The organism is Petrotoga miotherma DSM 10691, assembly GCF_002895605.1.
Taxonomy (GTDB): Bacteria; Thermotogota; Thermotogae; order Petrotogales; family Petrotogaceae; genus Petrotoga; species Petrotoga miotherma.
Map to the genome: position 1 here is coordinate 1 of NZ_AZRM01000028.1, position 12,760 is coordinate 12,760.

Below are 12,760 nucleotides of genomic sequence, written 5' to 3' on the forward strand. Positions count from 1 at the left end.
CCTTCGCCCCGCTCCCCACCCATAAGGAAAATGGAGCTTTCATTCCTCTCCCCACTCACTAAGATTAATCTCTTTTATACAAACCTACAACTTCTGTTTCTTCAATTATATGACCTTCCATAGCTTCCAATAAGTCTTCTTTTGTGGTGTTTTGAGGTAAATCCAATGTTGTATCTAATGCGTAAATTTTAAAGTGGTAATGATGAACTCCATGTCCAACAGGAGGACAAGGCCCCATGTATCCAGTTTGCTGAGCACTGTTTTTCCCTTGATTTAATGTAAGAGGATGAGTTACTGAGTATTCTTTTGGGATCCTTTCAGGAATTTCATCAACCAACTCAATGTTCCATGCAACCCAATGAACGAAGGTTCCCATCGGAGCGTCTGGGTCGTCCATTATCAACGCCAAAGATCTTGCTCTTTTGGGAATCCCCTCAGTTAACAGTGTAGGGTTGATATTTCTACCTTCACAGGTATAAGTACTTGGAATATAATCGTTATTTTTAAAAACTGGTGAGGAAATTTTTAAAGCCATATCAATATCCCTCCTTCTACCGATAATTTAAAAGCAACTAAAGTCTTAAAAATCTACAATACAATTATATCATAAAAATACTACACTTCTAATGTCTTTAACCAAACCCCTACTTTTATAAGTTACTTCCCTTTTCTAGTAAATCTATTTCTAAATTTGAAATTGACGTTTTGTGAAGGAAAAATCCCCTTGTTCACTCCACGAACTTCTTCAATTGAATAAAATGCATTTGGATTGAATTCATTAACTATATCAATAATCTTTTTTAAATCTTTCCTCCTAACCACGCTGTATATAATTTTGACAGGACCTTTCGATCCTTTCGCATCTATACTCGTTACTCCAAAGCCCTCTTTATTCAAATAATCAACTAAAGGTTGAGCTTCTTTATTAGTTATCACTCGCACTAAATTTGCTCCAATAGCTATTTTCTCTTCCAAAACGGCTCCTAGGTAATTTCCAGTAGCAAATCCCAAGGCATAAGCTATTGCATAAATAGGGTTATCCAAATTATTCATAACTTGAGAAATAGCTATAAGCCATATAATTATTTCAAAAAATCCTAATACGGATGCCCAAAACTTGATACCTTTCGAGATAAAGATGATCCTTATCGTCATCAGACTTACATCGCAAAGCCTCATAGCGAAAATTATAATGGGAAAAATTACTAGAGAAAAAAAGGTAGATTCCATAAAAGAAGAAACTTCCACTACATCTTCACTCCTTTTAATATTGATTATTTTTTGTTACTTCAAAATATCTTATCATATTTAAGTGATATAATAGAAAGAAAAATAAATAAAATTAGGAAAGGAGATATGCTTTTGCGAAAAATAATTCTACTTTTTATTTCTTTCACTATCTTTAACTTGCTGTTTTCTTTGAACGTTGATTCATTCTTCAAGTCTGTAGAGCTAGTAAATACCAAAGAAAAGACTGTATCATTTTATTTCACTAACGACTCCGAGAGTAAAATTAATATACACATTAGTCCGTTTTTAGAGAATTCCTCTTTTGAAGTATCGTATCCAAGTGAAATTAGCTTACTTCCCTATGAAACAAAAAAAGCCGATTTTTTAGTTAAAGGTTCAAAAATTTCACAAGGAACATATATTCTTGCTTTCTCTGTTACGGCTGATGATAATTTACCAATGGATTCAGAGGTTGCTAAAATTAAATTCCCTATTATTATAAAAATTGTGGATATAAATACTTCGAATATCCAAATTTCTTTAGATATGTATTGTGATACCCTCGTTCTTTCGACTAAAGATAAATTAGGTACTTTCTTCCCTGTGCAATTATCCAACAATAGCAATTTGGAAGTTGATGTTTGGGGAACTTTTTCTTTGTATAAATTAAGTGACGAGTTGAATGACGAGCAATTGATTTTTCAAAAGTCCCTTTTTAAAGACCAATCTATAAATCTTTTACCCCATACTAACCAAGAAGGTAATATTTTTATTGAAAAATATTTAACTCCTGAGGAATACAAGATTAGAGCAGAGATATATTACGGATATAAAAATTATTTTCAAGGGAAATACGTTTATGAGAAAGAATTCAAGATATCAGAGGATTTGTACAAAGAAAGGAACATAGTTAACATTAATACAGATCCAGATCAAATTTATATAAAAGTACCTAAAGAAATGAGCCCTCGGGAGTATATCACCACTCCGGTAGAATTTTCTTTGGATGTGGTGAATAATGATTTTTTAGATATGAACGTTTTTTTTGATTTTGAATTCGAAGAAAGCGAACAAAGCTTTTATAATAGAAAAACAAACGATAAGTATTTATCTATTATACCTAAGGAATTATCAATAACAAAATACCAAGAATTAGAAACAAAACTTATAGCAGATTACCGAAGATCAAATTTGGTAGAATTAACCGGTGAATATTACACTAACTTAACCATAATTGGAGAAAGTAACGAAGGAACAACAACGATTCAGAGTAAAATTAATGTTCCAGTAACAATAGATTTTGGAGATAATGTATATAATTCAGAATCAAAAGTATACATCGAAGAGAATAATATTTTAAACGACTTTTATAACAATATAATAATCAGTTTTGAAATAGAAAATACTGGCAACTCATCTGTTCATTATGATATCCATATAAAAAAATGGAATTCTATTACAAATAGTCAGGTTGGGGACACAATCATAGTAAAACCCAAACAAAAGCTATTACCTGAACAAACAAACGAATTCACAAAGAAATTAGTTACTGAATTGGGAGTAGATAAAATTCTAATAGCGGTTGTTACAAGAAAAGGTACTGCTTCCAACGAGATAATCAAAGTTGATAATTACTCACTAAATATAGATAGATAAAAGATAATTACTCACTAAATATAGATAGATAAAATAAGAAAGGTGGTTAAAAGTTGAAAAAAGTTCTACTATTAATTATAGTTGTCTTTTCATCCTCTTTTTACTTTTCAAATATTCACTTAAATTTTAACAAAGCACCGCTTGAAGAAGTACTAGAAAAACTTGAGGAAGTTAGTAGAAGCACTATTCTAACAAAAGCCGATACTTCAGATAAAATTACTAAGGAAATAAATACATTAGATTTGGAAAGCGCCTTAGATATTGTCTTATATTCTACCGACTATGAATACAAAAAAATAGGAAATAATTTGTATTTGGTGGGAGATTTCGATTTAATAATTCAAGGATCAGTACAAAATGCTACAGAGATTAACTTCAAAAGTTTAGAAATAACAAAAATATCAAAAATTTTGATGCTTTTAAACCAAAGGGTCAGAACAGTCCCCAACTCGAATGGTATAATCTTGTTTGGTAAAGACGAATTGTCGTACGAAATGTTAAATTTCTTCAATTTTTTGGATGAAAACGCAGGAGAAAACAAAGTAATCACCTATTCATCTTCACATCAAATTTCAAAAAATCTCTATGATTACTTAATCGGCTTAGAAAAAAACCAGAAAAGCTCTCCGCTTGAAAGCAAGGACGCCATAGGATTCCTAGAATCAAATTTTTCACTTCTTACGGATCTAGAGAAAGTTGAATTTCATGAAGTCTTTGATATAAATGAAGCAGATGTTAACTATAAACAAAATATTAACAATTATTATTTGGTAGAAAAAGATGGAGAGTACAGTATTTTAGTTACATCTACATTTAATCTAGAAAATCTAATAGTCGAAGAAAAAACAAATAATGTCTCGAATCTAAAAACCATCCTAGGAGTAAGTTATCAATTTAATTCTAACGAGATTTTATCCAGTATTTCTTTGCAATTCAACAAATCTTACTATGATCTCTCTTCTGACTTCAATAACATCTTTAAGTTTACATATAAAACAACGTTGAATGATAGTGTAAGAATTGGAGCGATACTGAAAAACGAGCAAGATCTGATAAATATATCTTTTTTATTAGACGATTACGAAGATTTCAATAATTTTGGCCTCTACGGTATTCTTCAGGTAAACAGTCAGATAGAAGATCTAAATAGTATTTTAGTAGATATAAACGAACTAACCTACGATTTAGTGGCTACAAAAACTTATACACTTGGTGAGAAACAAACCTCAGAATTATCTTTATATCCAGGATTTGGTCTCTCAATAAGTAAAGAAAATCAACCATCTATATACTTTAATTTCGGAGCTCAGTACGCTTTTCCTTTTCAAAAAAGCAAGGTTTTTCTTTTTTACTTATTTCATCAACACTTACACACTATAAGTTTATCATTCGAATTTTAACCGTGTTGGGCAGAAGGGTGAAACCATTATTCAACCTTCCATAGAGGGTGGGCTGCGGGGCGAAGGGGCGCTATTAAAGTTTTTAAAGACATTAATTTTGGGGAGGATTACAAATGTTTAGAATTCTAGTGGTAGAAGATGATAAAGCAATCTCAAGACTTTTAGAGTTGGAATTAACTCATGTCGGCTACAACGTAAAAATAGCAAAAGATGGAGATGAGGCTTTAAAATTCTATGAAAATTTTAAGCCTGATATAATATTATTGGATATAATGTTGCCTATAAGAGATGGATTTGAAGTTGCTGAGGCAATTAGAGACTATGACAGTGATATTGGAATAATAATGATCACAGCCAAAGGAGAGTTGGAAAGCAAGGTTAAAGGTTTAAAAAATGCCGATGATTATGTAGTTAAACCTTTTGAAATAGAAGAAATATTGGCAAGAATAGAGGCTTTGTTAAAAAGAATGGGGAAAACTAAAGAACTAATAAAAGTAGGAGACATTGAGATTTATCCTCAAAACATGGAAGTTCTTGTAAACAAAAAAAATGTTCATTTGAGCCTCACGGAATTTAACATACTAAAGTTACTGGCTATCAATAAAAATATAGTTGTCTCAAAAGAAAAAATCTTAGAAGAGATTTGGGGATACTACGATGAAGAGAACAACAACTTAGTTGAAGTATACATCAATTATTTAAGAAAAAAATTGAAAGATTCCACACAAAATATAGAAACTGTGCGAGGTGTTGGTTACGTTATTAGGGAGAAAGAAAGTAAAACATAGTGCAATTTTTAGACAAACAATAGTTTTTACAGCCATTACTATGAGTATAGTATTGACAATTGTTGGCATAGTGAGGATCGTTTTTGTACAATTCACACTTCAAAGTTACAACGACATGTATATTGCACAATTGAATGTAAGTGGACTGAATAGGGGAAATGCTAACAATCCTCAGGAACCTCTAGATTTGCTTTACCAAATTATGCAGGATTCAAGTGTATTGAGGAGAAGTTTATTATCAAACAGGATAGTCATTCTAGATGGACAATTGATTTCAGACCCATATGGTTTGATAAAGGAGAATTTCAAAATTCCTAGGTTACCGTATCTTTATGAATCTGATGGTATGTATTACATCTTTGCAGGTGTTCCAATATTTGGCTCATCTCTTTTAATCGTCGGTGGACCATCTCTCGAACTAACAGCGCTTTTAAAAAACTTTGAAAAAGCAGTTTTTGTCATAATAACGGTTGGTTTTTTTATATCATTGTTAGTATCTTATTTTTTAGCAAAAAGTACTCTCAAACCTGTAGTCAAAATGGCAGAACAAATATCTGAAATAGATGCCAATACCATAGATAAGAGGATATCCGAACAGAAATCTCAAGAATTTGATATCTTTGCAAAAAAATTAAATTCAATGTTGGACAGAATCGAAAATGCTTTTGAGATACAAAATCAATTCGTTTCCGACGTTTCGCATGAGTTGAGAACACCTTTAACTTCTATAAATGGTTACATTAAAATGCTAAAAAGATGGGGGAAAGATGATCCCAAAATTATGGAAGAATCGCTTAAAAGTATAGAAGCATCAAACGAATATTTAAGGGACCTAGTCGAAAAACTCTTGCTTCTAACTAAGAACGATTATCAAATCAAAAAAGAAAGTATCGACATCAAAAACGTAGTAGAAGAAACTCTGAATCTTTTTAAATTAGAATTGAATGAATTCAAAATAGATATACAAGGAGAAAATTTCACAGTAAACAGTTCTAATGAATATCTCTCTTTAATCCTCAAAATTTTCATTGAAAACGCAATAAAATACTCATCAAATCAAAAAGAAATAACAATAAAATTAGACCCAGATCAAAAGAGTATAAGTATACAAGACCATGGTATTGGTATTGAACAAACAAAATTAAAAAACATCTTTGAAAGGTTTTACAAAGTGGACTCTTCTCGAAGCGATAAAGGCCATGGATTAGGATTATCAATAGCAAAAAAACTAGCTGATGCTTTAGACATTGAATTAAAAGCTTATTCTGAATTAGGTAAAGGTAGTACTTTTACCTTGATTTTTTCGAATCAAATTTAAGGAGGAATAAAACGTGATTTATTTTGACAACAATGCAACCACTCCTGTTGAGAGCGAGGTTGCTGATTTGATTTTGAAATATATGACAAAATACTATGCAAATCCTAACTCTATTCATCAATTTGGAGTAAATATTGAAAACGATTTAGAAGAAGCAAGAGAACAAATTTCCGATGTGTTTAAAGTTTTACCCACGGAGATCTTTTTCACCTCTTGTGCTACTGAATCAATAAATTGGGTTTTAAAAGGAGTTGCAAAAGCTAACAAAAATAGGGGCAAACACATTATAACCTCGACCATAGAGCATTCTGCCGTTATTAACACACTCAAACAACTAGAAAGGGAGGATTTCGAGGTATCCTATATAAATGTGAATGATAAAGGAGTAATAGATTTAAATGAATTGTCAAAAAACATAAGACATGATACCATACTAGTTAGCTTAATGGCTGCAAATAACGAAGTTGGTACCTTAGAACCTGTTGAAGATGCATACAAACTCATAAAAGAAAAAAATGAAGAAACATACTTCCATATTGATGCTGTACAAGCTATTGGTAAGATACCCTTTGATTTGGATAGATATAAATGTGATTTCGCTTCCTTTTCTGCCCATAAATTTCATGGCCCAAAAGGCGTAGGTATTTTTTACAAACGTAGAGGAACAAGAATATTTCCCTTCATAACAGGTGGTTCCCAAGAAAATGGGATGCGAGCAGGGACACAAAATGTACCAGGAATCATTGGCACGGCTATGGCTTTGAAAAAATCGACCGAAAATCTTGATAAGATGAATTCAAATATAAAAAATATCAGGGATCATCTAGCAGAAGAATTATTAAGTATGGGAGCAAAGATAGTCACTCCCATAAAAAATTCTGTTCCAAATACGTTAGCTTTTTTCTTTCCTAATGTAAGAGGAGATATTATTGTAAACGCCCTCTCAGAAGAAGAAATTTATGTATCAACCACATCGGCTTGTTCAAGTAAGATTAAATCTTTTAGTAGAGTAATGGAAAGTATGGGATACAAAAATGACGAGGCAAGTGGTATGATCCGAATTAGCTTATCTCACTTGAATAATGACAATGAGGCCGAATTATTCTTGATTAAGTTAAAAAATGTCTTGAAATTTTTGAATTATTGATTTTTTAATGTATAATAAAGATATAAGGGGGGGCGAAAATATGAGAAGTATGACCGGTTATGGGAGAACAACAAAAAATATTGGTGATTATAGTTATAATGTTGAAATAAAATCTCTTAACTCCAAAAATCTAAACATCAACACTTCAATCTCACCTTTATTTTCTCCGTTAGAATTAAAGATTCAAAATCTTGTAAAAAAATATTTCAAAAGAGGAACCTTAAGAATTTCAATAGATATAAAATTATTGAAAACAGACGACATAATCGATGTTGACTTAGGGTTAGCTAAAGCCTATTACAATGCCCTCAACAATTTGATCAACGAACTACATCTAGCAGATGATGTTAGTTTGGAAGATTTGTTAAAATTCAAAGATATTGTTAAAATTTCCATCGATGAAAAAACTATCGATGATATTTGGGAAGGTATAAAAGAAGTTTTAAATGAGGTAATCGAAACGGTATTGAAGTATCAAAAAGAAGAAGGTAAAGATCTAAAAGTCTTTCTTAATGGCTATTTGAATGAACTCGAAGATATTGTTATTAAAATAGAAGAAAATGCTCAGCAAATGAAAGAAAAATATAGAGAACAGGTAAAACACAATGTTAATTCTTTGATTAGTAATATTGATAATATCGATGAAAATAGGTTAGAAATGGAAATAGTCTTATTAGCTGAAAGAGCCGACATTAGCGAAGAAATGGACAGGCTAAAAAGCCACATTAGAAGATTTAAAAATTTCTTGGAAAATGAAAGTAATAACGACAGTATAGGGCAAGAACTAGATTTTATTTGTCAAGAAATGCATAGGGAATTCAACACGATCGCCTCCAAGTCAAAAATTTTAAATATAACTAACCTTTCCTTGGAAGGTAGAACCCTGGTTAATAAAATTCGAGAGCAAGTTCAAAATCTTCATTAAATTATGGTAAGTGTTTAAAAATATTTTAGGAATTACTTATAAATTGTATATTAAAGATATTTGATGGAAGGATGGATCTAAGCTAAATATTTTTGCTGGTGGAGGTGCTCTTCATGTATGGATTGATCAACATAGGTTTTGGAAATATCGTTGTTGGTGATAGGGTTATAGCCATTGTTTCCCCTACTTCTCAACCCTTAAAAAGGTTAAAAGAAATCGCAGAGCAACAAGGAAAGCTATTAGAGGTAAACCACGGAAGAAAAACTAGAGCATTTATAATAACCGACTCTGGCCATGTTATAGCCAGCGCAATCCAACCAGAAACAATTACCAATAGATTTTTGCAGAACTATTATGACATTGAAAAAGTTTTAGACAAAATACGCAAGGAAGTATTATAACATGCAGGGATTGCTTTACATCGTTAGTGGACCATCCGGTGCAGGAAAATCTACTGTTATAAAAAGTACCTTGGACAAAATTATTGGTTTTTCTTTTTCTGTTTCCTATACTACAAGAGAAAAAAGGCCCGGAGAGATTGACGGAAAAGATTATTTTTTTATAAATAAAAGTACTTTTTTAAAAATGAAAGAAGATGGAGAATTTTTAGAGTGGGCTGAGGTTCATGGAAATTATTATGCCACATCCAAAAAATTCGTTGAGAAAAAGTTAAAGGAAAGCCGAGGCCTTGTTTTAGATGTCGATGTTCAAGGAGCTCTAAACATTAAAAAAATTTATAAGAACGCCATATACATTTTTATTTTACCCCCTTCAAATGAGGATCTAGAAAAAAGGCTAAAAAAAAGAGGTACCGAATCAAAAGACTCTCTGGAAATAAGGCTGAAAGACGCAAAATGGGAGATTTCTCATATGAAAGATTTCGATTACATAATCGTAAACCAGGAAATAAAAGAATCAACAAATCAACTGATATCTGTCCTTGTTGCAGAACAACTTAAAAGAGAAAGGTTTGATGAACGTGCTCCGTTTTTTTTTAAAAAACAACTATGAATTTTAAATTAAGAGGTGAAATCAAATGAATTTAGGAATAAATTACGATAGATTATTAAATAGAGCAAAGTATAAATATGTGATTCCCATTATTGCAGCCAAAAGGGCTGAAACTCTAAAAAACTTAGATGAATTGAAAGGTGTCACTGAAAAAAAAGACTACGTAAGAATCTCCTTAAAAGAATTAGAAGAGGGTAAGATTCAAGTTAAAAATTCGGCTTTATTAGACAGTTTAAGTAAATAGTCTAATTCTAACTTTTATATTATTTATGGGTGCGGACAGAGGTGAAAGGGTTAATCCTTCTTTATCCTTAAAGGGTGGGGAGCAGGGCGAAGGGGCGCTAAATCAATTTTTAGAACTTTTTAAAACATTCATTTCGGGAGGGTAAAATGTTAGACTTAAAATATATCAGAGAGAATCCACAAGAAATAAAAGAAGCTTTAACAAAAAGAAACAACGAAACTTCTATCATTGATGAAATCATCTCTCTCGATGAAGAGAGAAGGAAATTGTTGAAACAAACCGAAACTCTTAGAGCCCAAAGAAATCAAAATTCAAAATTAGTTGCTAAATTGAAAGCCCAAAAGAAAAATGATGAAGCCGATGAAATAATTAGAAAAGGAAAGGAAATATCAGATCAAATAAAAAATCTAGAATCAGACTTGAAAAACATTGAAGACAATTTAAATTACAAATTATTATGTGTGCCTAATATCCCTGACAGCACTGTACCCATTGGAAAGGATGAAAACGAAAATCTTGAATTAAGAAAATGGGGAAAACCACGAGAATTTGACTTTGAACCAAAAGCTCATTGGGATTTAGGCACTGAATTAGACCTCTTAGATTTTGATAGGGCAGCTAAACTAAGCGGATCTCGATTCACCATTTTAAAAGGAGACATAGCGCGTTTAGAGTTAGCCTTAATCAACTTCATGATCGACTTACATACAAAAGAACACGGTTACACCTTTATACTACCTCCTCATCTAGTTACAAAAGAAAGTATAACTTCATCAGGACAACTACCGAAATTCGAAGATGACCTATATAAAACTTCTTTGGATCAAATGTACCTTATTTCTACAGCGGAAGTTTCTCTGGCAGCTTTACACAGAAACGAAACCTTAGAATTAAATTCACTCCCTTTAAAATATGTTGCTTATACACCCTGTTACAGAAGAGAAGCCGGTAGTTATGGAAAAGACGTAAGAGGAATGATCAGACAACACCAATTCAATAAAGTAGAATTATTTTGGTATACTACTCCCGAAGAATCCTCCCAAGCATTAGAAGAATTAACAAGTCATGCAGAAAAGGTGCTACAACAATTGAATTTACCATATAGAGTGGTTGCTCTATGTACCGGAGATTTAGGTTTTGCAGCTTCCAAAACGTATGACTTGGAGGTGTGGTTGCCTAGTTACAATGATTATAAAGAAATATCATCATGTTCAAATACAAAAGATTTTCAAGGAAGAAGAGGCAACATAAGGTACAGAGACAAAGAAAACAAGTTAAATTTTGTTCACACACTAAATGGTTCAGGATTAGCAGTGGGAAGAACTTTAGTAGCTATAATGGAAAATTATCAAACAGCTAATGGGAAGATAAAAATTCCTGAAAAACTCATACCTTACATGGGGAAAGAGTTCATAGGTTGATTATAAATGCCAAATACGTTTTACGGCAAAAAAATAAATGAAGAAATTATTTTAAACAAAGAAGAAACCGCACACATAAAAATAACAAAAAAAGTCGAAGGGGAAATAATAAAAGTAATAACGGGAGATGGCTTTATATATACTGCAACAATAGTAAAAATAGGTAAAAAAGAAACGATCCTTGAAATTATAGACAAAGAAAAACCACAAGAAAATTACAAACCATATGTATCAGTATATTTGGGTATGAGTAAATGGGATAGAATGCATTTGCTATTAGAAAAAATGGTTGAATTAAGGGCGAATACTTTTTATCTTTACCGAGGGGAAAAATCAGATATAAATTATAAAAATTTGAACAAGTTTCAAAGGTCCATAATAGGAACTTCTAAACAAACTGTTTTTGCCCATATTCCCCAAATTAATTTTGTAAAATTCAAGGAAATTCCTAAGAAAGACACTCTAGTACTGGACTTAGATGGAAAAAATGATAATTTAAGAAAAGTCTTAAAAGAATTAAAAGGTAGCCAAAAAATAAACTTAGTTGTTGGTCCAGAGTATGGATTTTCAAAAAGAGAAAAAGAATTTTTTGCTACAAACGAATTCAAAACTGTTAATTTGGGTAAAAGTATCTTTCGTTTTGAAACTTCTGTTATATATGCAATGAGTATCATTAACTATGAATACAACAGATTATTTATTTAAGGGGGGTAGTTAAAATGCCAGAATGGCTTCAAACAACGATCAATTATTTAATAAGAATTGGAATTAGTCTCGCAATCCTCTTTATCGCTAGGTATTTGGCTAAACTTATGTATAAAATCATAATAACCACAGCAGAAAAAAGCGGTAGAGTAACGCTTCAATACAGGAAATCTTTAATGACAATATTGAACATAGCTATGTATACCTTAGGTGGTTTTATCATTATTTCTGTTATTTTTACCAACCTTAGCGCTTTTTTGGCTGGGTTAGGTATAAGTGGTATAATAGTCGCCTTTGCTGTACAAGAACCTCTTGGTAACTTAATCTGTGGATTTTTAATAATGTTGAACCATTTAGTAGTAGATGGTGAAGCTGTGGAAATAAATGGAATATCTGGATCAGTAGAAGAGATAAACGTTAACCACGTGGTCATAAGAACATGGGATGGGAGAAGAGTTCATCTTCCTAGTAGAGAAGTATGGTCAAGCAAGATCATTCATTATTGGCCTACCACCATAAGAAGAAACGAGGTAAAAGTTGGAGTATCTTATTCATCCGATCTGAACAAGGTAATAAACATAATAGATGAAGCAGTACGATCAGCTGAATTAGTGCATATAGATGATGACCATCAACCAATGATTCTTTTCGATGGATACGCCGATTCTTCTATAAACTTTATTGTACGGTTTTGGGCAAAACAAGAAAATTTCCTTGCTTCGTCGATGGATGTAGCAAAGTCGATTAAACAAAAATTCGAAGAAAATAAAGTCGAGATACCTTTCAACCAATTAGACCTTCACATAAAAGAAGTTCCCACTGAAATAACCCAAAACAAAGAAAAAATTTAAATTATACAAATTTTTAAAGAGGCGGTGAAAACCGCCTTTCTTAATTTTGCAGCCTTACACAACT

Annotated in this window: 14 protein-coding genes; 12 read left to right on the forward strand and 2 right to left on the reverse strand. The window is 31.8% G+C overall.

Features of this window, described 5'->3' with window-relative positions:
* Nucleotides 1–64 precede the first annotated feature (64 nt).
* Complete coding sequence (locus X928_RS06115) at nucleotides 65–535, reverse strand: YbhB/YbcL family Raf kinase inhibitor-like protein (RefSeq protein ID WP_103078944.1); 471 nt, start codon at nucleotides 533–535, stop codon at nucleotides 65–67.
* A gap of 122 nt (nucleotides 536–657) precedes the next feature.
* On the reverse strand, nucleotides 658–1,248 hold the full coding sequence (locus X928_RS06120) for a DUF2179 domain-containing protein (protein ID WP_103078945.1): 591 nt from the start codon (nucleotides 1,246–1,248) through the stop codon (nucleotides 658–660).
* A 114-nt stretch (nucleotides 1,249–1,362) separates the two neighbouring features.
* On the opposite strand from X928_RS06120, the gene X928_RS06125 reads away from it, so the two are divergent.
* The 12 genes from X928_RS06125 to X928_RS06180 all read left to right on the forward strand — a co-directional run bounded on the left by X928_RS06125 (nucleotide 1,363) and on the right by X928_RS06180 (nucleotide 12,696).
* Nucleotides 1,363–2,886, forward strand: coding sequence for a hypothetical protein (locus X928_RS06125; RefSeq protein WP_103078946.1), 1,524 nt, complete (start codon nucleotides 1,363–1,365; stop codon nucleotides 2,884–2,886).
* 53 nt (nucleotides 2,887–2,939) lie between these two features.
* A complete protein-coding gene (locus X928_RS06130; RefSeq protein WP_103078947.1) occupies nucleotides 2,940–4,286 on the forward strand; it encodes a hypothetical protein in 1,347 nt (448 codons plus the stop codon).
* Nucleotides 4,287–4,399: 113 nt separating this feature from the next.
* Nucleotides 4,400–5,074: a response regulator transcription factor gene (locus X928_RS06135; RefSeq protein ID WP_012207951.1), complete on the forward strand. Its 675-nt coding sequence runs from the start codon at nucleotides 4,400–4,402 to the stop codon at nucleotides 5,072–5,074.
* Nucleotides 5,034–6,392 carry a sensor histidine kinase gene (locus tag X928_RS06140; RefSeq protein ID WP_146026642.1) on the forward strand — a complete coding sequence of 453 codons (1,359 nt, stop codon included), beginning with the start codon at nucleotides 5,034–5,036 and terminating at the stop codon, nucleotides 6,390–6,392. The genes X928_RS06135 and X928_RS06140 overlap by 41 nt, the downstream gene beginning before the upstream one ends.
* Before the next feature lie 13 nt (nucleotides 6,393–6,405).
* Nucleotides 6,406–7,539 carry a cysteine desulfurase family protein gene (locus X928_RS06145; protein ID WP_103078949.1) on the forward strand — a complete coding sequence of 378 codons (1,134 nt, stop codon included), beginning with the start codon at nucleotides 6,406–6,408 and terminating at the stop codon, nucleotides 7,537–7,539.
* Between the two features lie 40 nt (nucleotides 7,540–7,579).
* On the forward strand, nucleotides 7,580–8,464 hold the full coding sequence (locus tag X928_RS06150) for a YicC/YloC family endoribonuclease (protein ID WP_103078950.1): 885 nt from the start codon (nucleotides 7,580–7,582) through the stop codon (nucleotides 8,462–8,464).
* Nucleotides 8,465–8,577: 113 nt separating this feature from the next.
* The gene (locus X928_RS06155; RefSeq protein WP_012207955.1) at nucleotides 8,578–8,865 is read left to right on the forward strand and encodes a DUF370 domain-containing protein; all 288 of its coding nucleotides are present in this window, start codon (nucleotides 8,578–8,580) and stop codon (nucleotides 8,863–8,865) included.
* Between the two features lies 1 nt (nucleotide 8,866).
* On the forward strand, nucleotides 8,867–9,475 hold the full coding sequence (gmk, locus tag X928_RS06160) for a guanylate kinase (protein ID WP_103078951.1): 609 nt from the start codon (nucleotides 8,867–8,869) through the stop codon (nucleotides 9,473–9,475).
* 25 nt (nucleotides 9,476–9,500) lie between these two features.
* Nucleotides 9,501–9,719: a DNA-directed RNA polymerase subunit omega gene (locus X928_RS06165; RefSeq protein WP_103078952.1), complete on the forward strand. Its 219-nt coding sequence runs from the start codon at nucleotides 9,501–9,503 to the stop codon at nucleotides 9,717–9,719.
* 146 nt (nucleotides 9,720–9,865) lie between these two features.
* Nucleotides 9,866–11,140: a serine--tRNA ligase gene (gene serS, locus X928_RS06170; protein WP_103078953.1), complete on the forward strand. Its 1,275-nt coding sequence runs from the start codon at nucleotides 9,866–9,868 to the stop codon at nucleotides 11,138–11,140.
* A 6-nt stretch (nucleotides 11,141–11,146) separates the two neighbouring features.
* Nucleotides 11,147–11,845: a 16S rRNA (uracil(1498)-N(3))-methyltransferase gene (locus X928_RS06175; protein ID WP_103078954.1), complete on the forward strand. Its 699-nt coding sequence runs from the start codon at nucleotides 11,147–11,149 to the stop codon at nucleotides 11,843–11,845.
* Nucleotides 11,846–11,859: 14 nt separating this feature from the next.
* Nucleotides 11,860–12,696, forward strand: a complete 837-nt coding sequence (locus X928_RS06180; RefSeq protein ID WP_103078955.1) for a mechanosensitive ion channel family protein — start codon at nucleotides 11,860–11,862, stop codon at nucleotides 12,694–12,696.
* Nucleotides 12,697–12,760: the final 64 nt, after the last annotated feature.